This window comes from Streptomyces sp. NPDC054757 (assembly GCF_053612185.1).
Map to the genome: position 1 here is coordinate 114942 of NZ_JBSHBW010000006.1, position 21134 is coordinate 136075.

Genomic DNA, 21134 nt, shown 5'->3' on the forward strand with positions numbered 1-21134 from the left:
CACCCGCCATCGTGCCGTTTGATCCGTCAACTGCACTGCTTGGCACGGCAGTTGGTCCGTACACCGCACCGGCCGGAGCCCATGGGCGGCTCCGGCCGGTGGGGCCTCACGGCCGGTCGGCCGTGCCGCCGTCGGCGGGCGCCGCCGTACTCTGCCGGCCGCCGGGGCGCGTCGCCGTCCGCGTGTCGTCCAGGCTGTCCCGGGCGGCCTGCGCGACCGCTTCGGGGGTGATCCCGAACTCGGAGTAGAGGCGCTGGTAGTCCGCCGACGCGCCGTAGTGCTCAAGGCTGACGATCCGCCCGGCGTCGCCGACGACCTCGCGCCAGCCCTGGCCGACGGCGGCCTCGACGCTCACCCGGGCGCGTACCGCAGGCGGGAGCACCTCGTCCTGGTAGGCGGCCGGCTGGAGGGCGAACCATTCGCGGCACGGCATGGACACCACCCGGACCGTCAGATCACCGGCCAGCAGCAGAGCACAGGCGTCCAGTGCGATCTGCACCTCCGAGCCGGTCGCGACGATGATCACGTCGGGCTCGGAGCCCCGGCCGCGCTCGGTGAGCACGTACCCGCCCTTGGCGGCCGCCGCGGCGGGGGTGTGGCCGGAGCCCGGACCACGGTCGAGTACGGGGAGGTTCTGCCTGGTGAGGACCAGTCCCGTCGGCCGGTCGGTGTGCTCAAGGATGGCGGCCCAGCAGGCGGCGGTCTCGTTGGCGTCACCGGGCCGTACGACGTCCAGGCCGGGGATGGCCCGCAGGGCGGCGAGGTGCTCGACGGGCTGATGGGTCGGACCGTCCTCGCCGAGGCCGATGGAATCGTGCGTCCACACGTACACGGCGGGCAGCTTCATCAGGGCGGCCAGCCGGACGGCGGGGCGCATGTAGTCGGAGAACGTCAGGAACGTGCCCCCGTACGGCCGCGTCAGGCTCTGCAGGGCGATGCCGTTGAGGATCGCACCCATGGCGTGCTCACGGATACCGAAGTGGAGGGTCCTTCCGTACGGTCCGCCCTTCCACAGCTCCGTCTGCCGGTCGGCGGGGAGGAAGGACTCCACCCCCTCCATGGTGGTGTTGTTGCTCCCGGCCAGGTCCGCCGATCCGCCCCACAGTTCGGGGAGTACCGGCGCGAGGGCCCCGAGGACTTCGCCGGACGCCTTGCGGGTGGCCATGCCCTTCTCGTCGGCCGGGAACGCGGGCAGCGCGTCGGCCCAGCCGCCGGGCAGTTCCTGCGCCTGGAGCCGGTCGAGGAGGGCGGCCCGCGCGGGGTTGGCCGTGCGCCAGGCGGAGAAGTCGCGCTGCCACCGGGCGTGGGCCTCGGCGCCGCGGTCACGTACCGCACGGGCCCTGCGCAGGACGTCGTCCTCGACGGTGAAGGTGCGGTCCGGGTCGAAGCCGAGCAGCTTCTTGGTGGCCGCCACCTCCTCGTCGCCCAGCGCGGAGCCGTGCGCCTTCCCGGTGTTCTGCTTGGTCGGCGCGGGCCAGCCGATCAGGGTGTGCAGCACGATCAGCGACGGGCGTCCGCGCTCGCTCCTCGCCTGCTCGATGGCGTGGAGCAGGGCGTCGACGTCCTCGGTGTACGCTCCGTCGCCCCGCCAGTCGACGTCCTGAACATGCCAGCCGTATGCGGCGTATCTGGCGGCCACGTCCTCGCTGAAGGAGACGTCGGTGTCGTCCTCGATGGAGATCTGGTTGGCGTCGTAGAACAGCACCAGGCTGCCGAGTTCCTGGTGCCCGGCGAGCGAGGACGCCTCGGATGTGACGCCCTCCATCATGTCGCCGTCCGATGCGACGACGTACACCTGGTGGTCGAAGGGGCTCCTGCCCGCGGGGGCGTCCGGGTCGAGCAGACCCCGTTCCCGCCGGGCCGCCATGGCCATGCCCACCGCGCTCGCCAGCCCCTGACCGAGCGGCCCCGTGGTGATCTCCACTCCCCTGGTGTGCCGGTACTCCGGGTGGCCCGGCGTCGCCGAGCCCCAGGTGCGATACGCCTCCAGGTCCGAGAGCTCCAGACCGTACCCGGAGAGGTAGAGCTGGATGTACAGGGTGAGGCTGGAGTGGCCGCAGGAGAGCACGAACCGGTCCCGGCCGAGCCACTGGTCGTCGGCCGGGTCGTGCCGCATCACGTTCTGGAACAGCAGATACGCCAGGGGCGCCAGGCTCATCGCGGTCCCGGGGTGGCCGTTCCCCACTTTCTGCACCGCGTCCGCGGCGAGCAGTCGGATGGTGTCCACCGCCCGGACGTCCACCTCGTCCCAGCCGGCGCGCGCGGCCACCGGCAACACCAGGTCCTGGCTCCGGCCGGGTACCGCGTTCACGCCGTTCGGATGCTGCTCTGCCATCGTCGCTCCTTCGCCTGCTGCTCCGTGGGGGAAAGGTGAGCCCGGCGGCTCAGTCTTCTCACCCCTTCCCCGTATTCGCCGTTCCCGCGCTCCACGGCCCCACCGGACGGCGTAGTGCGGGACCTTGCCGCACGGCGGATTTCAGCAGCGGGCGACGGGCTTCAGCAGTGGGCGACGGTTCAGAGGCGGGCCGCGTCGACGACGGCCCCGGCGAAGGCGGCGGGGGCCTCCTGGGGAACGTTGTGGCCGATGCCCGCCAGGGCTCGGTGCTCGTAGCGGCCGGTGAAGCGGTCCCGGTAGGAGCAGCCGTTCCCGGGAGCGGTGAAGGGGTCGCGTTCCGGGTCGAGGGTGACGGTGGGCGTGTGGATGAAGGGGCGGGCGGCGAGCTGCTTCTCATAGCGGTCGTAGCGGCGTTCGCCGTCGGCGAGCCCGAGACGCCAGCGGTAGTTGTGGATGACGATGGCGGCGTAGTCGGGGTTGTCGAAGGCGGCGGCGGTACGTCCGAAGGTGGCGTCGTCGAAGTGCCAGGTCGGGGAGACGGTCTCCCAGACCAGCCGGCACAGGGCGTCCCTGTCGTCCGGTGTCTCCATGGCGGTACGGCCCCGCTCGGTGGCGAAGTAGTACTGGTACCACCAGCTGTACTCGGCCTTCGCGGACAGCGGTGTCTTCTGCGCCTCGACGTCGGTGATGAGGTATCCGCCCACCGAGACCAGCGCCGCGACACGCTCGGGCCACAGGGCGGCGATGATGTCGGCGGTGCGCGACCCCCAGTCGAAACCGGCGAGGACCGCCTTCTCGATCTTGAGGGTGTCCATCAGGGCGATGATGTCGAGGGCGACAGCCGACTGCTGGGCGTTGCGGACCGTACGGGAGGACAGGAACCGCGTCGTGCCGTGACCGCGGAGGTACGGGACGATGACCCGGTAGCCCTGAGCGGCCAGGAAGGGCGCGACTTCGACGTAGCTGTGGATGTCGTAGGGCCAACCGTGCAGGCAGATGACCACCGGGCCGTGCGAGGGGCCCGCCTCGGCGTAGCCGACGTCCAGGACCCCTGCCCGCACCTGTTTCAGGGCGGCGAACGAGGTGTGGGCGGGCGCGGACACGGTGGGGAGCGCGCTCCCGGACCGGCCGTCCGGCGGGTTGCCGGGCGCGTCCGCGGCCGACGCGTCCCACGGCCCGGTCAGTGACATGGCTGCGGCGCCGGTGGTCGCACCGACGGCCTTGCCGAACGTACGCCTGCTGATCATCCGGATGACCCTTCCCCCTGCGGCTGTCGCCGACTGCCGATACGCCTGACCTGCCCGGGGGGTGCGCGGCATGGACTCCGTTGCCCCGGCGGCCCGTTGACGGTGCCGGTCGAGTCCGGCGTGCCGACCCTGGCACAGCATCGCGTCACCGGTCAAGGAGGTGACGCATCGGCACGCCGGGCGACCGCGCGCCGTCCCGCCCCTTTACGCGTCACCGCCTTGACCGGTGACGCATCAGGGCGCATTCTGAACCCGCAGGGCATCAGGGAGCAGTCCGCCACCGAACGAGCGGAGACCGGCCATGAAGAGCGAAGAGGCGTGGGACCACGATCCTGCGGCACAGCAACGGCGCGCCCGCTACGGGAAGTTGCCCGAGCGCGTCCGACAGGAGGACCTGGTCGAGGAGAGGGCGGCCACCCCGGGGAAAGGGACGGGCAACCGTTACAGCCCCGAGGCCGCCTGGAGCCACTACGCCTGTCTGGCTCTCGATCTGGGGCTCTGACACCCACCGACGGCCACACCGCCGGCCCCGGGAGCGGGACACACGGCATGAAACATCATCACCGCCTCAACAGGTGACTTCCTTGCGGCCTCACGCAGTCACCTGTCAGCATGGTGACGTGAACCTGACCCATGTCTTCGTCTGCGGCAACCCGGCGCTCGACTTCGCCGCGACCCTGCGGGCCCGCCGCTCCGCGCGCTTCGAGATGTTCGTGACGCCGGAGCGGCTGGACGCCTGGTATCTGGAGTCCGGCGTCGTCGACGCGATCGCCCCGGGCGACGAGGACGACGTACAGCAGGCGACGGCCGTGCGTGAGGCCGTCTACGAGCTGATCACGGCTCGCCGCCTCGGGGAGCCGTTCGGCCGGGACCCGCTCGACGTGCTGAACGAGGCGGCCCGCAGGCCCCCCGCGACACCGCAGCTCACCGGGGCGGGGCGCCGGACCGAAGCCACGCCCGAACAGGCCCTGTCGACCGTCGCCCGGCTCGCCGTCGAGCTGCTCAGCGGGCCGGACGTCCCCCTGCTCAAGGAGTGCGGCAATCCCCAGTGCACCCGTGTCTACATCGACCGGTCCCGCGGGGTGCGGCGGCAGTGGTGCGGTATGGACTCGTGCGGCAACAAGATCAAGGCTGCCGCCTACCGTGCGCGCAGGAAGAACGCGCACACCGCGACCGCCCGCTGAGCGCGGCGCCGGAGGCCCGGAGGATCCGCGCCTGAGCTCACCCCGTACGGGTCGGCGCCGGCCTGGTGCGCTCCAACTCCTGTACGAGCAGGAGCAGATCGGCGGGGGCCGCGGTGAGGCGGACCCGGGTACCGGAGTCGAGGAGTTCGGCGACGTACCAGCTTGCCGGTGTTCTGCGCTCCGAGCTTTTCGGGCGCCGCAGCCCCTGTACGGTGAAGCGCCCCTCGGGTATCTCCTTGCCGACGAGACGGCCGGGCCCGCCGTGCGGCAGCACCGCCATCGGGCCGGCGCCGAGGACGACATGGCTGCCCAGGAGGTCCGGATCGTACGGCCTGTCCTGCAGGAAGCGGGCGGGCAGGAAGACGTCCTTCCCCTCGGGCAGCGGGCGCGGTTCGACCGGTCTGATCCGGCCGGTCGCCCGCCAGGCCCAGACCAGGAGCGCGATCACCGTCAGCACCCCGACGGCGGCCACTGGGACCGCGACGGCCCGCCCCGGGCGCAGTCCGCCGAGCGGTACCGCCCACAGAGCGGCGGCGGCCAGGGGAACGGGGAAGAAGAACACGCCCGGCCGGGCCGGTTCGCCGGGGGTGACGGGGCGTCCGTCGCGCGGCCGGCGCACCAGCAGCAGGACGGCGAGGAGACCGGCCGCGAGGATCAGGAAGACCACGCCTCCGGCGATCCCGCCGGGACGTGGCAGGTCCTCGTTCGCAGTGTGCTGCCGGCTCGCGACCTTCATCAGGTCGCCGCGCCACCAGGTCAGGGTGACGTGGTCACCGGGGCCGAAGGCGGCTGCGGTGTCGTAGGCGACGCTCAGCCGGTCCACCGGCTCATCGCCGCGGAAGTAGAGCCAGTCGTTGTGGTTGTCGTGGTCCAGCTCGGCCTTGGTCCGCTCGATCACCGCGGGCAGCGTGGTGACGCAGTCGGCGCGCGGATCGGCAGGTGCCGAGGCCGGGCACGGTGCCGCCGCCCGCCAGTCCCGGTCCCGCCGCTCCTCGGACGACACCCCGCCCACGGCGAAGCAGGTGGCCCCCGCGACGGCCGACAAACACAGCAGCAGCGGCAGCAGCCGCGCACGTATGAACCGCCCCGCCCGCAGGCGTGGAGCCGGATCCCCCATCCCGAACACGCTGCCGATTCTGTCATGTTCCCCTCCCGGCCGGGGCCGACAGCGGGATGCGGGCCGCAGCGCCCCGTCCGGTCGCCTCCCCGAACAGCCCGTCCGCGCACCGCACTTCAGCTCCGCGGGCGGCTACCGAGCGGCCGGGCGGCGCAGCCTGAGGGGTGCGTAGACGGCGAGCGCGGTGAGGAACGCCACGTAGTAGGCGAGGTCGGCGCCGTGCAGGGCCGCGGCCACCGGACCCGTGTAGAGGCCGGTGTTCATGAAGGGGACCGCCGCCGCGAAGGCGGCGCAGAACGCCACCAGCGCGGACAGGCCGTACCGCCGGTGACCGCTCTCCGCCACCGGGTCGACCGGCTCGCCCGCACGGGCCCGCGCGAACCAGTCGACAGCCACCACGGCGACGAAGCCGGGGATCCAGTAGCCGACGAACAGCAGGACGTTCTGGAAGCGGGCGGCGGTGTCGGCGGCATGCATCCACAGCACCAGCGGGAAACCGAGAACGGCGGCGAGCGCGGCGGCCAGCGGGCGCGGTACGCGCAGTCCGATGGTCTGCAGGGCCAGCGAACCGCTGTAGTCGTTCATGGCGTTGCTGCACAGCGCGGCCAGCGCCACCGCCAGCAGCCCCAGCGCGCCGAGTACACCGCCGCCCAGCAGTTCGTCGACCCCGCGCGCGGTCTGGTCGGTGAAGACGGAGGCCCCCCACAGCCCCAGCGACTGGACGGCCACGAAGGAGACGCTGACGCCGAGGAGCGTGTACCAGAACATACGGGTACGGGAGGTGTTCTTCGGCAGGTAACGGCTGAAGTCACTGGCGTACGGCGCCCACGAAAGGGCCAGGCTGAGGGCGATGGTGCTCGTCAGGACGAACGCACCGGCGCGGTCGGCGCCGTGGACGCTCCCGGACGAGCTGTGGACGCTGCCGGGGAGCCGGAGCGCCAGGGCGACGAAGGCGGCGGCGAGCACGAAGGTCATCAGCTTCTGCATCCGGTGGATCGCCTCGTAGCCCAGTACTCCGAGTGACCCCTGTCCGGCCATCATCACCAGCACCCCCAGCCAGAAGGGCCAGCCGCAGAGCCGGGCGAGCGCGTCACCGCCGAACAGCCCGATGAGGGCGTCCCAGGCCACCGACGAGAGCCACTGCAGCAGGCCGGGCACCGCGACGGACCGGCCGAACGCGAGCCGGGCCAGCGGCAGCTGGCCCGCCCCCGTGCGGCTGCCCCAGGTTCCGAGGTACGCGGTGGGGACGGCGCCGACGAGGGTGCCCAGCACCACGGCCAGCAGGGCGGTGGGCAGGTCCAGGCCGAGCGCGATTCCGACGGTGCCGGTGAAGACTCCCGTCATGGTCAGATTCGGCGCGAACCATACGGTGAACAGCCGGCCGGGGCGGCCGTAGCGGTGCTGCTCGGGCACCGGCGCGATACCGCGTGCCTCGATCCGCAGGTCGCCGGGGGCGGCGGGCATCCGGCCGTCGAAGACGGACCGGTTCTCTGTGGCCGACGTGCTGCTCGGAGCAGGTGGCAATGACATGAGCGACATCCCTCCGCCAGTGCTAACTGGTTCAGGTTCGGCGGGTGTGATCTCAGCCCCTGGGCGGGGCACCCCGTGTCCGGTACGTCTGCAAGGCTAACGCGCGGCGTCGGGCCGTCCGCGGTGAGGGGGCCCGGCCGTGCACCCCGGCGGTCCCGCCGTCCGGGGCGGTGAGGCCGGCACGGCGGTCCGCGGCTCGGTCCCGCCGTTCATCCCGCGGCGAGGAGGGCGGGCAGCTCACGCATGTCGTCGAAGACCACGGTGTCCGGCCCGTGCAGCCACTCCGCGGGGGTGAGACCGCCGCAGTAGCCGAACGCGCGCATCCCGGCTGCGCGGGCTGCGTGTACGCCGTAGCGGCTGTCCTCGATCACGGCGCAGACCTCGGGGGCGAAGCCCATCTGCCGTGCCGCGTGCAGGAAGAGGTCGGGTGCGGGCTTGCCGTTGGCGACTTCCGACGCGCTGTAGATGCGGCCTTCGAAGCGGGGGTAGAGCCCGGTCAGACCGAGGGTGTGGCGGAGGCCGTTGTGGCCGCTGCTCGATGCCACACAGGTGGGCAGCCCGATCCGGTCCAGGGCCTCCACCACACCGTCTACAGAGGTGAGTTCGGCCTCCATGGCGGTGCGGTACAGCTGTTTCTGCTCCGCCTCCCAGCCATCCGGGATCCGGATCCCGAGGTGTTGCTCGATGTCGGCGATCATGTCGGCGTGCGAGCGGCCGACGAAGCGTTCGACGACCTCGGCCTCGCTGAGCGGCCAGCCGAGCGCCGCCAGGCTCACCGCGTCCACACGGACCGCGATGCGCTCGCTGTCCACCAGAACGCCGTCGCAGTCGAATATCACGAGTTCAATGGGCCTGGTCACACCGGCATGCTACGGGAGCGGGCGAGTGGGGCCCAGGGTGCGGGTGAACCATGATCGCCTACGCGCGGACCGGGCCCCGGCCGCGTTCCGCGGGGCGCATCCGCGACGGCCCGCGCCCCTACGCCCCGGGCGGATGTCAGGACCGGCTCAGCGGGGCCCCGGCGCGCCGTCCTCCCGTTGGCTCCAGGAGGCGAGCAGGCGGTGGATGGCCTCGGCGGCCTCGGGGATCGCGGCCACGGAGCAGGTCTCGTCGGTGACATGCGCCTGGTCGGGGTCGCCGGGGCCGTAGATGACGACCGCACGGGCGTCCACCTTCGCGGCCAGTACCGAGGCGTCGGTGAAGTAGGTGGCGTACTGCGGCTGCCCGGCGTCCTGCGCGGGGCGCAGGGCGCCCGACACGTCACGGACGAGTGCGGTGCCGGGGTCGGTGTCCACGCCGTCCAGGTCGAGTACCCGCTCGATCCTGGTGCCGGGCCCGGCCAGCTGTCCGATGGCCCGCAGCGCGTCGTCGGAGCTGAAGCCGGGGACGGTACGGATGTCGACCATCAGCTCGGCGCGGTCGGGGACGAGGTTGGGCTGGACACCGGCGTGGAAGGTGCCCACGTTGACGGTGGCCGCGCCGTGGGTCGCACTACGGGGCCAGTCCTGGTGGTCATGGATCCGTACCGCCGCCGCGGCGAGCCTGGCCAGTGCGTTGTCGCCGAGTTCGGGCCGGGATCCGTGGGCGCTGCGGCCCTCGGCGGTGAGCCGCAGCCACAGCACACCCTTGTGACCGAGGACGATCCGGTTCGCGGTGGGTTCGGCGACCAGCAGCACCGGACTCGCCGTCAGCCCCTCCAGCCGGGCCGCTCCCTCGCAGCCGGTCTCCTCGCCGAAGGTGAGGACGAGCTGTACGTCGGTTTCGGCGGGGTGGGTCGTGGCCCGGTGGGCCGCGGCGGCCACCATGCACGCCACACCGGCCTTCATGTCGCTGCTGCCGCGCCCCCGGAGCCGGCCGCCCCGGATGTCGCCGCTCAGCGGGTCGAACGACCAGCCGGACGCATCGGCGGGGACGGTGTCCAGGTGTCCGGTCAGGGTGACGGGGGTGCGGCTGCCGAAGCGGGCGACGAGATTGGTCCGTCCTGGCTCCGGTTCCTCGGTCCGTACGCTGAAGCCGGCGTCGGCGAGCAGCGGGGCGATGAGTGCGGCGGCGGGCGTCTCGTTCCCGCCCCTGGTGTCCACTCGGACGAGCTGCTGGGTCAGCGAAACGGGGTCAAGCACGCGAAGGTCTCCTGTCGGTACTGCGGGGCGGGGCGCGGATCAGTGCCGCGGATCAGTGCTGCGCGTCAGTTCTGCGGGGGAACCGCGGAGCCGCGGATCACGAGGTGCAGGGGGAAGGACTTCGTCACCCGGGCGCCGTCCGGGGATTCGATCCGGTTCTGGACCACTTCGAGTGCCGTACGGGCGAGGTCGGCGACGGGCTGCTGCAGCGTGGTGAGTTTGGGGCGGAGCCACTCACCGACACGGATGCCGTCGCAGCCGATGACGGAGAGGTCCTCCGGGATACGCAGTCCGTGCAGTTCCGCCGCGCCCAGAATGCCGACCGCGACGATGTCACTGCCCACGAAGGCGGCTGTCGGCGGCTGGGCTGCGCGCGCCAGGTAGGGGAAGGTGCTGGCGCCGAACTGCTCGGTGTACGGGCCGTGCAGGACGAGGTCCTCGTCGACGTCGAGTCCGGCGTGTTCCATGGCGTCCCGGTAACCGCGCAGCCGGTCGCGGGTGGTGGACAGTTCACGGGGGCCGGCGATGTGCATGATGCGCCGGTGCCCGAGCTGCACGAGGTAGGACGTGGCCTGGTAGGCGCCGCTGTAGTTGTCGACGGCGACGGTGTCCAGCTCGGAGGGGCTGGCGACCTCCTCGTCCAGGAGGACCACGGGGAGACCTTCGGCGATCGCCCGGGTCAGCCGGGGGTTCTGGCGGTGCATTCCGACGTAGATCAACCCGTCGACGGCCTCGGTCGACGCGGCGAAGTCGCTGAAGAGCGACTCGCGCCGGGCCTGCTGGCCGGTGATGCCCACCACGAGGGCCACTCCCCCGGCGGCGGCCGCCGCGGCGACCTCCTCGGCCAGGTCCGCGAAGAACGGGTTGATCAGGTCCGGCACCACGAGCGCGATGAGCGGGCGCCCGGCGCGCGGGCCGGACGGGGCGGGCACCGGTACCTCGTAGTTCAGCTCCCGCACGGCGGCATCGATCCGGGCCGCCGTCTCCGGCTGCACCTTCAGCTGCCCGCGCAAGTACCGCGACACCGTCGAGGCCGATACCTGCGCATGTTGCGCAACGCTGGTCAACGTCATCCGAACCCCTCTCGCTTTTCCCGCAGTCTAGTGCGCTCACGGTAGGGCATTGACGTCGGATCGACCCGCTTCTATGGTTGCGCAAAACCAGCGCAACGTTGCGCACGATCTTTCTGAGGAGGTACGTGTGAGCCGCGTACTCATCGCAGGCGAGTCCTGGATCAACGCATCCACCGACTTCAAGGGCTACGACGCCTTCCCCCATGCCCAGCTGGAGGTGGGCGTCACCCCGCTGCTCCAGGCCCTGCAGGAAGCGGGTCACGAGGTCACGCATCTGCTCTCGCACGATGTCGCGGTCCACTTCCCGGAGACCCTGGAGAAGCTGGACGCCTACGACGTGGTGATCCTTTCGGACATCGGCGCCAACTCGATGCTGCTCCACCCGCAGGTGTTCGCCCAGGGGCGCCCGTTCCCCAACCGGCTCAAGCTCCTCGCCCAGTGGGTCCGGCAGGGCGGCGGTCTCGCCATGGCCGGCGGCTATCTGAGCTTCCAGGGCTTCCAGGCCAAGGCCAACTACCACGCGACGCCGATCGAGGACATCCTGCCGGTGCAGATCCTCCCGTACGACGACCGCGTGGAGTGCCCCGAAGGCATCGGCGGCGCACTCACCGATGAGACGCACGAGGTCACGGCGGGGCTGGCGGCCGAGTGGCCGATCCTCCTCGGCTACCAGCGGCTCACCGCGAAGCCGGACGCACGCGTGCTCGCCACGATCGAGTCGCACCCGCTGGTCTCGGTCCGTGAGGAGGGCGCCGGGCGCACGCTCGCCTTCGCATCGGACATCTCACCGCACTGGGCCCCGAACGAGTTCCTGGAGTGGAAGGGCTACCGGCAGCTCTTCGACCAGGCCGTCACCTGGCTCGCCGGCTCCGCGGACCGGCAGCACTGACGGGCCGGGCCCGCCGGGCCACCGCCCGCCGGGCCATCCGCCCATCCGGCACACCGCCGGGCGGCAGCGGCACCCGCCACCGCCCGTTATGAGACAGCCCACACGCCCCCAGACCGCATCGGTTCCGTCGGACATACTGGCTCAAAGGAGAGCGATTACACGATGGCAAACCTCAACACCACAGGACCAGGACCGGACACACTGCCCCCGCCACCCGCCAGCACCGCACGTCGCGCCACCACGGCCGTACTGGTCCTGGCGACCATCCTGGCCGGACTGCTCAGCCCGCTGCAGTCCACCGTCAACGGCGCCCTGGGCAAGAACATCGACGACGGCAACGCCGCGGCCGTGATCTCCTTCGGGTCCGGGCTGATCCTCATGGCGGTCATCATCTTCGCCCGCCCCGGGACCCGCCGGCAGGCGCTGAACGTACCCGGCAAGCTCCGCGACGGCACCATTCCCTGGTGGAACTGTCTGGCGGGCCTGTGCGGCGCGGCGGTCGTGCTCTCCGAAGGCATCACCGTGGGCACCCTGGGCGTCGCCGTCTTCCAGATCGCGCTGATCTCCGGGCTCGTCATCTCGGGCGTGGTCTGCGACCGTCTCGGGGCCACCTCCACGCTCAAGCAGCCCATCACGCTCCCCCGCGGGCTGGGCGCCCTGCTGGCCATCGTCGCGACGGCCGTCGCGATCTCGCCGAACTTCCAGGTCCCCGGAACCATCGCGCTCGCGGTCCTGCCGTTCGCCGCCGGGCTGCTCGCGGGCTGGCAGCCCGCGGGCAACTCCGCCGTCGCCCAGGGCAGCGGATCCATGCTGGTCTCGATCGGCCTCAACTTCCTCGTCGGATTCGTCGTCCTGGGGATCGGGCTGCTGGTGCGCGCTTCCACCGGTTCGGTGAGCTTCTCGCTCCCCGGCACCTGGTGGATGTACACCGGCGGTGTACTCGGCCTGCTCTCCATCGCCTTCATGGCCCTGCTCGTACGCGGCCTCGGCCTGCTCCTCCTCGGGCTCGCCTCGATCGCCGGGCAGCTGGTGGGCTCGCTCATCCTCGATCTGATCAGCCCGTCCGTCGGCCAGCCCCTGCACGTCGTGACCGTCATAGGCACCGTCATCGCCCTCGTCGCGGCCGGTATCGGGATGATCCCCTCCCGCTCCGTGCCCCCGGTGCCCGCCTCATGACCGGCACCGGAGGACGGCCGTACGTACAGACCGTGACCGGCGCGGTGCCCGCGGCCGAGCTGGGTCTCGTACTGCCCCACGAACACCTCTTCAACAACCTCTCGGGCGTTCTCGACGAACCGAGCTACCGGTTCTCCGCCGCCCTGAAGGACGAGCCGGTCAGCGCGGCGTCCGCCTGGGCGCTGCGGCACGACCCGTACTGCTGCGCCGACAACATCGCGGCCAAGCCGGTCGACGACGTGCTCCGCGAGGTCGCCGCCTTCCAGGCCGTCGGCGGCGGCACCATCGTCGACGCGACCTCCAGCGCCGCCATCGGACGTGACCCGCGGCGCCTCCTCGATCTGGCGCGCCGCAGCGGAATCGGCGTCGTCATGGGCTGCGGTGCCTATCTGGAGAAGTTCGAGGCCGGCCGGATCACGGCCAGTACGGTCGAGGAACAGGCGGCCGCGATCCGGGACGAGCTGGCCCACGGTGTGGGGGACTCCGGTGTACGGCCCGGGGTCATCGGCGAGATCGGAGTGTCCCCCCAGTTCACCGAGGCCGAGCGCGGATCGCTGCGCGCGGCCGCTCTCGCCCAGCTCGACCACCCCGCCGTCCCGCTCATGGTCCATCTGCCCGGCTGGCAGCGGCGGGCACACGAGGTGCTCGACATCGTGCTCGACGAGATCGGTGTCGCGCCGGGGAAGGTCGTCCTCGCGCACATGGATCCCTCCGGCGCCGACGTCGGCTACCAGCGGGCGGTGGCGGACCGTGGCGTCTGGCTCGAATTCGACATGATCGGGATGGATGTCACGTTCCCCAAGGAAGGCGAGTCGCCCGCGTCCACCGCCACCGCGGACGCCGTCGCCGGCCATGTCCGCCACGGTCACGCCGGACAGCTCCTGCTCAGCCACGACCTCTTCCTCAAGCAGATGTGGACCCAGCACGGCGGCAACGGATTCATCCATGTGCCCACCGTCTTCACCGAGATGCTCGTCGCACGGGGTGTCGACCGCGATCTGATCGGCACCCTCACCCGGCAGAATCCCGCCCGTATGCTCTCCGGGCCGCTCCCCGGCACAGCGCGGGGAGGGCGACCGGGGCAGTGATCCGCGGCGGCCCCGTCCGCGACGGCCCCTTGAGGGGGTCCGACCGATACGTCTTCCACAAGAAAACCCGGCTGTTCCCACGAGGGCGTCGCGGACATGTGCGGCGCTGCGGCCATCGGGCGGGTGGAGAGGGAGCGAAGTGGATTCCGGGAGCGCCGGACGGCATGCACGACCTGAGGCTCCCACGTGCTCAGTGCATGGCCCAGCCCATGGCCTCCCGGATCCAGAAATACTCCTCAGTGGCCGGTGTGGTTCCCTGCCCACACCGTGGGGATCCGGCCCGCCCAGGGGCTTGCCTGTTCGAGTTGTCCGGCGAGGCGGAAGAGGCGGCCTTCGAGCCCGTACCCGGCGGCGAACTGCATGCCGACCGGGAGTCCCGTCTCCGCGTCGGCCGTCACCGGCACCGACATGGCGGGCGCGCCCGCCACATTGAACGCCGCGGTGAACGGCGAAAGATCCAGGAGGTGCCGAAGCCAGCCGAGGCCGTCCAGTGCCTCCGCGCCCTCCGCATGAGTGCCCAGGAGCAGGGGAAGCTCCGGCACGGTCGGGGTGAGCAATATGTCGTGGGTGCCGAAGTACCCGGCCAGGCTTCGGGCGATCCGGTTGCGGATCTCAAGAGCGGTGACGAACTGGGCGCCGGTGACCCGCTGCCCGTAGTGGTAGCTGGCCAGGATGGGCGGCTCCAGGGTCGAGGAGTCGATGGGCCGGCCGAAGGCGGCGGCCAGCTCGTCGACCGAGGCCGTGAGATTCGCCGTCCACTGACGGGCGCTGGCCAGGACGAACTCCTCCCAGTCGACCCCGAGGCCGACCTCGGCCTCCTCCACCTGGTGGCCGAGGGATTCGAGCAGACGCACGGTGCGGGAGAGCGCGTCGGCCACCGGCCTGGTCGTGCGACGCCCACCCCATGCCTGGGTGAGGACACCGATCCGTAGCGAGCCCGGGGGGCGGGTGACTTCCTCCGCGTACGGCCGGGACGGCTCCTGGGCGAAGTACGGGTCACCCGGTTCCGGACCGCGGATCTGGTCGAGCAGGACCGCGCTGTCGCGTACGGTGCGGCTGACACTGCCGTGTACGACCAGGCCGTTGAAGAGCTCGTCGAAGTAGGGGCCCACGGAGACCCGGCCACGGGTGGGCTTCAATCCGAACAGGCCGTTATGGGCGGCGGGGACGCGGATCGAACCGGCGGCGTCGGTGGCGTGCGCGATCGGGACCACGCCGGCCGCGACAGCCGCACCGGCGCCCCCGCTGGATCCGCCCGCGCTGCGCGCCGGGTCCCACGGGTTGCGGGTCGCGCCGTACAGCACTGGTTCCGTCGTGTTGCTGTAGGCCATCTCCGGTGTCGCGGTACGCCCGAACGTCACGAGCCCGGCGCGACGCAAGCGCCGCATCAGGGAGGAGTCGGCGCCGGAGACATTGCCGGCCGTGAGACGGCTGCCCAGCTCCATCCGCTTCCCGGCCATGGCGACCGCGATGTCCTTGATCAGGAAAGGGACGCCGGCCAGCGGTGCGCTGCCGGGACTGGGCTCGTCGTCGGCCGGCCATGTCTCCACGATGGCGTTGATCTGCGGATTGACCGCCTGCGTGGCCTCCCGTGCGGCTGCTTCCAGTTCGGCGGGGGTCACCTCGCCGCCGGCCACCAGCTCCGCGAGCCCGACCGCGTCGAAGCCCACGTACTCAGTGATTCTCACTGCCACTCCCATCGGAAAACGGTACCTTTGAGTCCCATACGATACCCATCGGTATCGTGCGGCACTGGCTGGTACCGTAACAGCAGAGATCGGTGACCCCACAACGGACCGGAAGTCACGGAGTAGTCATGGCAGCAAGCGCCGGCAGACCGAGCAGGGTGGCCAAACTTCCGCCTCGTGAGCGCATCCTCGACGCCGCGGAAGAGCTCTTCCAGAGCGAGGGGATCCGGCGGGTGGGTGTGCAGACGATCGCCGAGCGGGCCGAGACCACCAAAATGGCGATCTACCGGCACTTCGACACCAAGGACGCGCTGGTCGCGGAGTGGCTCCGGATCGTCGCCGCCGACTACCAGGCGGCCTTCGACCGGGTCGAGGCCGAGCATCCCGGCCGGCCCGAGGAGCAGATCCTTGGCCTGGCCCGCTTCATCGCCGAGGGATTGCCGGCGATTTCGCACCGGGGGTGCCCGTTCATCAACTCCATCGCCGAACTGCCCGACCGCTCCCATCCCGCACGGCAAGTGATCGAGAAGCACAAGGCTCATCAGACCCGCAGGCTGGTCGGCATGTGCACCGAGGCCGGGCTGAGCGATCCCGGGCAGGCCGCGGCAGCGATCACCTTCGTACTGGAAGGCGCGCAGGTCAGCACGCACAACGGAAGCATCGATCAGGCAGGGGGCCGCCTGATGGGAATCGTCGAGGGAATCCTGGCCCACTACCGTTCCCCCCTCGGCGCATCCCGGACATCCGCGGGCTGACCGCCCCGCGCCCGTGCCCCCGACGCGGGCCGCGGCCCGAACGGGCGCTCTGCAGGTGCGGCCACCGCCTGCCTGGCCGACCGTGAGCAGGAGAGCGCCCCGCCGCAGCGGTGTGCCGGGCGACAACGGAAGGGCTCGTCGTGGCGCAGGCGAAAGCAGAGAAGACCACGTCCGATCTGATCGTCGAGCGGCTGCTTGCCTGGGGTGTCGATACCTGCTTCGGCATCTGCGGTGACCAGGTCAACGGGTTCTTCGAGGCGCTGCGCACACACCCCGAGATGACGTTCGTGCATGTGCGCCATGAGGAGAACGCGGCTCTCGCCTGTGTCGGCTACGCGAAGTTCACCGGCCGGCCGGCCGCGTGTGTGGCGACCGCGGGGCCGGGTGCGCTCCACCTCCTGAACGGCCTGTACGACGCACGCATCGACGGGGCCGCGGTCATCGCGATCACCGGCCTCTCGTACCACGACACGGTCGGCGCCCACTTCCTGCAGGATGTGCCGTCGGACCGGCTCTTCGAGCAGGCGTGCATGTACTCGGAGCGCGTGATGGGTCCGGCCCATGCGGTCACCGCCACCGACCTGGCGGTACGCAGCGCCCTGATGAACCGCACGCCGTCACATCTGGCGATCCCCATCGACGTGCAGTCCTGGACCCTGGACCAGGACACCCCCTCGGACAAGAACGTGCCCGGCCACACCTCCCTGGCTCCGCAGACGTTCGAGGTGATGCCACCGCAGGAGCAGATCATCGCCGCAGCCGGGGTCCTCAACTCCTGCCGCCGGGTGGCGATCTGTGCCGGTGCCGGTGCCCGTGGCGCCGGCGAGGTGCTGGAGCGGGTCGCCGACGTACTGGGGGCGCCGATCGTCAAGGCCGGTCTGGGCAAGGACTGTGTGCCGGACGACAGCCCCTTCACCACCGGCGGCATGGGCCTGATCGGCACCCGTGCCTCGCACCAGGCCTTCGAGGAGTGCGACGGGTTCCTGATCGTCGGATCCTCCACCCCCTACTACGACTTCTGGCCCCAGCCCGGCCAGGCCCGGGGCGTGCAGATCGATCTGAACGCCGACCGGATCGGCATGCGCTACCCCGTCGAGACCGGCCTGGTCGGCCACGCCGGGAAGGTCCTGGAGGCCCTGCTCCCCCATCTGGAGCGCAAGGACGACCGGGCGTTCCTGGAACGCTCCCAGGAGAGCTACCGGGCCTGGTGGGACCTGATCGGCGAGCAGGCCGCCTCATCGGGCACCCCGATGCGTCCGCAGGTGGTCACCTGGGAGCTGTCCAAAGCCCTGCCCGACGGCGCGATCGTCACCGGTGACGCGGGCAGCGTCACCGCCTGGGGCGGCCGGCTGCGGCTGCGCAAGGGGATGAACTACTCCTTCTCCGGCACCCTGTGCACCATGGGCGCGGCCCTCCCCTATGCCATCGGGGCCCAGTTCGCGTACCCTGACCGCCCGGTGATCGCCTTCACCGGGGACGGGTCGCTCTCGATGGGCCTGGGCGAGCTGGCCACCCTCGCCCAGTACGACCTGCCCATCAAGGTCGTCGTGCTCCACAACAACTCCCTCGCCCTTGAGGTGTGGGAGCAGACCGCCCTGCTCGGCAACCCGCAGTACGGCTGTGAACTGCATCCCATCGACTTCCAGGGCGTGGCCCTCGCCTGCGGCCTGCGGGCGTTCCGTATCGAGGAGCCCGCCCAGGCAGCGGAGGTGTTCGCCGAGGCGATGGCCCACGACGGTCCGTGCCTGATCGAGGCGGTCACCGACCCCTACGAAGCACCCTTCGGCGAAAGCCTCAAGCCCGCCCACGCACAGCACATCGCCGAGGCGTTCGGCAAGGGCGAGAAGGCGGCCGGTCCGATGGCGCGCAATCTCCTCCAGGACGACCGCGTCGCCATGTCCCCCGCTCTCCAGCAGCACCGGTCCGCGCTCAGCAGATATCTGTAGGCGGACGGGGCCACCGCGCCGTCACGCCCGTGCCGGCAGGGGCGTGTACCGGTCCCGCCCCTGGGCATACCTGCTCCAGCTGGGCACTGAGTGCGATCAGCACCGTGCCTCCCTTCGGCCGGTCAGCCGCACGCCCTGCCGCGTGCCCGCCGCACGCCAGGTCAGTACCGACCGGTCGGTACGCAGAAGAGTCCGGGAGCAGTCCCTGCGGACGCCGGGAGTTCACCTCCGGATCAACCGACTTCCGGCGGAAACACCGCAGTTACCAAGGGGTAGGCAGTCGACGACTCTTGTTATATGGTCCGTCAACAAGCGATGCTGTTACTAGTGGTAATGGCAGCAGGCAGCAGGCAGCAGTGGATGAGGCACTTCACGCACTCGACCGACGAGGAGCCCCCGCATGACCCTCAGCATCCCGCGGCCCGGGACCGACGATGCCGCCCCCGGGGACAGCATCGCGCGGCGCCTTCTCGACTCCTCCGCACAGCTCTCGTACGACCCGCTCACCGAGGTGGACTGGGAAACCCCGCTCGACGAGGACTTCCACGGCGCGAGCCCGGAGTGGAGCACCCTGTACGGGACGGAGTACTGGAACGAGCTGACCGACGCGCAGCGCAAGGCGCTGACGCGGCAGGAGGCGGCGTCGGTGGCCAGCACCGGGATCTGGTTCGAGATGATCCTGCAGCAGATGGTGCTCCGGGACATCTACACCAAGGACCCGACGGACGACACCTTCCAGTGGGCGCTCACGGAGATAGCCGACGAGTGCCGTCACTCGATCATGTTCGCCCGGGGTGCGAAGAAACTGCGGGCCCCGGCGTACCGCCCGCACCGCCTCGCGGTCGAACTCGGCAGGTTCTTCAAGACGGTCGCGTTCGGTGAGGCGGCGTACGCGGCCATCCTGGTCGCCGAGGAGGTACTCGACGTCATGCAGCGCGACTGGATGCGCGACGAGCGGGTCGTGCCGTTCGTCCGCACCATCAACAACATCCATGTCGTCGAGGAATCCCGGCACATGAAGTTCGCCCGCGACGAGACGCGCAAGCGCCTCGCCCGCGCCGGACGGGTGCGCCGCGAGATCCACTCGCTCCTGATCGCGGTGGCGTCCTACGTCATCGTCACCAGCATGGTGAACCGGAAGGTCTACGCGAACGCCGGTCTCGACGAGGAGCGTGGCATCCGTGAGGCGAAGGCGAACGAGCACCACAAGTCGATGATGCGGTCGAGCTGTTCGGGCCTGATGGAGTTCCTGACTTCGGCGGGGCTGCTCACCAGGCCCGCACTCTTCTTCTACAAGCGCGCCCACCTGATCTGACGACCTTCAGCCGAGCGGACGACATGGCCTACGCGATCACCCAGACCTGCTGCGCCGACGCCACCTGTGTGGCCGTCTGCCCGGTCAACTGCATCCACCCCACGCCCGACGAGCGGGCCTTCGGCAGCACGGAGATGCTGTACATCGACCCGAAGACCTGCATCGACTGCGGTGCCTGCGTCGATGCCTGCCCCGTGGACGCCGTCCTGCCGGTGGACAGTCTGACCAACGGGCAGCAGGAGTACGCCGACATCAACGCGGCCTACTTCGAACGACCCGGGACACGGCCGGCGCAGGAGGCTGAGACAGCGGAGGCCCCCGGGGCGTCCGGCTTCGGGCCGAACTTCCACGCCTGGGGCCGGCCGTCCTTCGAGCGAGTCCTGCCGGCGGACTTCCGGCCGCTGCGGGTGGCGATCGTCGGCACCGGGCCGGCCGGCATGTACGCCGCAGAGGATCTGCTGCTGCACACCCGGGCCGAGGTGACACTCGTCGACCGGCTTCCGGTGGCCGGCGGACTCATCCGCTACGGGGTGGCTCCCGACCACCCGGCGACCAAGAAGATCGGCGACACCTTCGCCCGCTTCCACACCCACCCGCGTGTGCGACTGCACCTCGGCGTCGATGTGGGTGAGGACGTCACCGCCGTGGAACTCGCCGCGCACCACGACGCGGTGATCTACGCCGTGGGCGCCGCCACCGACCGGCGGCTCGGCATCCCCGGCGAGGACCGGACGGGCAGCCTCTCCGCGACCACGGTCGTCGCCTGGTACAACGCGCATCCGGAGGTCGCACCGGACGCCGTCGCCCTCTCCGCCGAACGTGTCGTGGTGGTCGGCAACGGCAACGTCGCGCTCGATGTCGCACGGATCCTGGCATCCGACCCCGGGTCGCTGGCCGGTACCGGCATCGCCGGGCACGCGCTGGCCGAGTTGCGCCGCAGCAAGGTGCGCGAGGTCGTACTGCTCGGGCGCCGCGGCCCCGGGGACGCCGCCTACACCCGCTCCGAACTGCTCGCGCTCAAGCACCTTCCCGGAGTGGACCTGGTCGTGGACGCCCACGACGAGCGGATCGGGGCCGTGATCGACGCGGCCGGGCCCGGGGACAAGGCCGCGGTGCTCCAGGGCGTGGCGAGGGAGCCCGTCGACTGGTCCCGGCCACCGGACCCGGCAGGGCGCCGCCGTATCGTCCTCCGTTTCCACTCCGCGCCGGTGGAGATGCGCGGGGACGGGAGCCTTCGCGCGGTGCGTGTGACCGACGGCCGCGACCATGGCGACGGCGACGGGGGCGGGGGCGGCGAGACGGAGATACCGGCCGGGCTGGCGCTGCGGGCCATCGGGTACCACGGAGTGCCCCAGGCGGAGCTGCCGTTCGACGAGACCACCGGAACCGTTCCCCACGAGGGCGGCCGGGTTCCCGGCAGACCGGGGACGTATGTCGTGGGCTGGATCAAACGCGGGCCTTCGGGAGGCATCGGCGCGAACCGCACCTGCGCGGCCGAGACGGTCGGCACCCTCCTGGCGGACGCGGTCGCCGGCACACTGCCCACACCGGAGGGCGGAGCGCGGGCGTTCCGCCGTCTGGTACGGCGTCGGCGCCGCTGAGGCTGTGCCCTGCCGCAGAAGTCCGCAGCCGGCCGACGCCGATGGGGTGGGCGCGGTCCGCCTGCACTCT

Annotated in this window: 17 protein-coding genes and 1 riboswitch; of the genes, 9 read left to right on the top strand and 8 right to left on the bottom strand. The window is 71.1% G+C overall.

All coding sequences use genetic code 11. From position 1 onward, the window contains the following. Nucleotides 1-106 precede the first annotated feature (106 nt). Together tkt and ACWGKJ_RS10905 are read right to left on the bottom strand one after the other, a co-directional pair. Nucleotides 107-2335, bottom strand: a complete 2229-nt coding sequence (gene tkt / locus ACWGKJ_RS10900; RefSeq protein ID WP_385018567.1) for a transketolase — start codon at nt 2333-2335, stop codon at nt 107-109. A 179-nt stretch (nt 2336-2514) separates the two neighbouring features. Next, nucleotides 2515-3582, bottom strand: coding sequence for an alpha/beta fold hydrolase (locus tag ACWGKJ_RS10905; protein ID WP_385018569.1), 1068 nt, complete (start codon nt 3580-3582; stop codon nt 2515-2517). 301 nt (nt 3583-3883) lie between these two features. Between ACWGKJ_RS10905 and ACWGKJ_RS10910 the strand changes: the two genes are divergently transcribed. After that, entirely contained in the window at nt 3884-4084 is a 201-nt protein-coding gene (locus ACWGKJ_RS10910; RefSeq protein WP_385025057.1) for a hypothetical protein, read from the top strand. A gap of 118 nt (nt 4085-4202) precedes the next feature. Next, nucleotides 4203-4766, top strand: a complete 564-nt coding sequence (locus ACWGKJ_RS10915; protein WP_385025060.1) for a CGNR zinc finger domain-containing protein — start codon at nt 4203-4205, stop codon at nt 4764-4766. A 37-nt stretch (nt 4767-4803) separates the two neighbouring features. Here the strand turns inward: ACWGKJ_RS10915 and ACWGKJ_RS10920 are convergent, their stop codons facing one another. The 5 genes from ACWGKJ_RS10920 to ACWGKJ_RS10940 form a co-directional block, all read right to left on the bottom strand. Beyond that, nucleotides 4804-5892 (bottom strand): hypothetical protein, encoded by a 1089-nt coding sequence (locus ACWGKJ_RS10920; RefSeq protein WP_385025063.1) that lies wholly within the window; start codon nt 5890-5892, stop codon nt 4804-4806. 123 nt (nt 5893-6015) lie between these two features. Continuing rightward, on the bottom strand, nt 6016-7422 hold the full coding sequence (locus ACWGKJ_RS10925) for a purine-cytosine permease family protein (protein ID WP_385025066.1): 1407 nt from the start codon (nt 7420-7422) through the stop codon (nt 6016-6018). Then, nucleotides 7405-7499, bottom strand: a riboswitch (TPP riboswitch). Its footprint overlaps the gene before it by 18 nt. A gap of 123 nt (nt 7500-7622) precedes the next feature. Beyond that, on the bottom strand, nt 7623-8273 hold the full coding sequence (locus ACWGKJ_RS10930; RefSeq protein WP_385025069.1) for an HAD family hydrolase: 651 nt from the start codon (nt 8271-8273) through the stop codon (nt 7623-7625). Between the two features lie 147 nt (nt 8274-8420). After that, entirely contained in the window at nt 8421-9533 is a 1113-nt protein-coding gene (locus tag ACWGKJ_RS10935; RefSeq protein ID WP_385025072.1) for a M20/M25/M40 family metallo-hydrolase, read from the bottom strand. Between the two features lie 65 nt (nt 9534-9598). Continuing rightward, complete coding sequence (locus ACWGKJ_RS10940) at nt 9599-10606, bottom strand: LacI family DNA-binding transcriptional regulator (protein WP_385025075.1); 1008 nt, start codon at nt 10604-10606, stop codon at nt 9599-9601. Nucleotides 10607-10733: 127 nt separating this feature from the next. On the opposite strand from ACWGKJ_RS10940, the gene ACWGKJ_RS10945 reads away from it, so the two are divergent. The 3 genes from ACWGKJ_RS10945 (at nt 10734) to ACWGKJ_RS10955 (ending at nt 13759) form a co-directional block, all read left to right on the top strand. Continuing rightward, complete coding sequence (locus tag ACWGKJ_RS10945; protein WP_385025078.1) at nt 10734-11495, top strand: glutamine amidotransferase; 762 nt, start codon at nt 10734-10736, stop codon at nt 11493-11495. Nucleotides 11496-11657: 162 nt separating this feature from the next. Next, nucleotides 11658-12671: a DMT family transporter gene (locus ACWGKJ_RS10950; RefSeq protein ID WP_385025081.1), complete on the top strand. Its 1014-nt coding sequence runs from the start codon at nt 11658-11660 to the stop codon at nt 12669-12671. After that, nucleotides 12668-13759 carry a phosphotriesterase family protein gene (locus tag ACWGKJ_RS10955; RefSeq protein ID WP_385025083.1) on the top strand — a complete coding sequence of 364 codons (1092 nt, stop codon included), beginning with the start codon at nt 12668-12670 and terminating at the stop codon, nt 13757-13759. Before ACWGKJ_RS10950 ends, ACWGKJ_RS10955 begins: the two co-directional genes overlap by 4 nt. A 236-nt stretch (nt 13760-13995) precedes the next feature. Here ACWGKJ_RS10955 and ACWGKJ_RS10960 read toward each other — a convergent pair whose 3' ends face one another. After that, nucleotides 13996-15447: an amidase gene (locus ACWGKJ_RS10960; protein WP_385025086.1), complete on the bottom strand. Its 1452-nt coding sequence runs from the start codon at nt 15445-15447 to the stop codon at nt 13996-13998. A 128-nt stretch (nt 15448-15575) separates the two neighbouring features. Between ACWGKJ_RS10960 and ACWGKJ_RS10965 the strand changes: the two genes are divergently transcribed. The 4 genes from ACWGKJ_RS10965 to ACWGKJ_RS10980 all read left to right on the top strand — a co-directional run bounded on the left by ACWGKJ_RS10965 (nt 15576) and on the right by ACWGKJ_RS10980 (nt 21064). Next, nucleotides 15576-16202 (top strand): TetR/AcrR family transcriptional regulator, encoded by a 627-nt coding sequence (locus tag ACWGKJ_RS10965; RefSeq protein WP_385025089.1) that lies wholly within the window; start codon nt 15576-15578, stop codon nt 16200-16202. Nucleotides 16203-16342: 140 nt separating this feature from the next. Continuing rightward, the gene (locus ACWGKJ_RS10970) at nt 16343-18148 is read left to right on the top strand and encodes a thiamine pyrophosphate-dependent enzyme (protein WP_385025092.1); all 1806 of its coding nucleotides are present in this window, start codon (nt 16343-16345) and stop codon (nt 18146-18148) included. A 400-nt stretch (nt 18149-18548) separates the two neighbouring features. Then, a complete protein-coding gene (locus ACWGKJ_RS10975) occupies nt 18549-19463 on the top strand; it encodes an AurF N-oxygenase family protein (protein ID WP_385025095.1) in 915 nt (304 codons plus the stop codon). Between the two features lie 23 nt (nt 19464-19486). Next, nucleotides 19487-21064, top strand: coding sequence for an FAD-dependent oxidoreductase (locus ACWGKJ_RS10980; RefSeq protein WP_385025098.1), 1578 nt, complete (start codon nt 19487-19489; stop codon nt 21062-21064). Nucleotides 21065-21134: the final 70 nt, after the last annotated feature.

Coding starts and splice junctions, on each gene's coding strand:
- tkt (WP_385018567.1), bottom strand. CDS start 2,335: ATGGCAGAGCAGCATCCGAACGGCGTGAACGCGGTACCCGGCCGGAGC.
- ACWGKJ_RS10905 (WP_385018569.1), bottom strand. CDS start 3,582: ATGATCAGCAGGCGTACGTTCGGCAAGGCCGTCGGTGCGACCACCGGC.
- ACWGKJ_RS10910 (WP_385025057.1), top strand. CDS start 3,884: ATGAAGAGCGAAGAGGCGTGGGACCACGATCCTGCGGCACAGCAACGG.
- ACWGKJ_RS10925 (WP_385025066.1), bottom strand. CDS start 7,422: ATGTCGCTCATGTCATTGCCACCTGCTCCGAGCAGCACGTCGGCCACA.
- ACWGKJ_RS10940 (WP_385025075.1), bottom strand. CDS start 10,606: ATGACGTTGACCAGCGTTGCGCAACATGCGCAGGTATCGGCCTCGACG.
- ACWGKJ_RS10950 (WP_385025081.1), top strand. CDS start 11,658: ATGGCAAACCTCAACACCACAGGACCAGGACCGGACACACTGCCCCCG.
- ACWGKJ_RS10955 (WP_385025083.1), top strand. CDS start 12,668: ATGACCGGCACCGGAGGACGGCCGTACGTACAGACCGTGACCGGCGCG.
- ACWGKJ_RS10965 (WP_385025089.1), top strand. CDS start 15,576: ATGGCAGCAAGCGCCGGCAGACCGAGCAGGGTGGCCAAACTTCCGCCT.
- ACWGKJ_RS10975 (WP_385025095.1), top strand. CDS start 18,549: ATGACCCTCAGCATCCCGCGGCCCGGGACCGACGATGCCGCCCCCGGG.
- ACWGKJ_RS10980 (WP_385025098.1), top strand. CDS start 19,487: ATGGCCTACGCGATCACCCAGACCTGCTGCGCCGACGCCACCTGTGTG.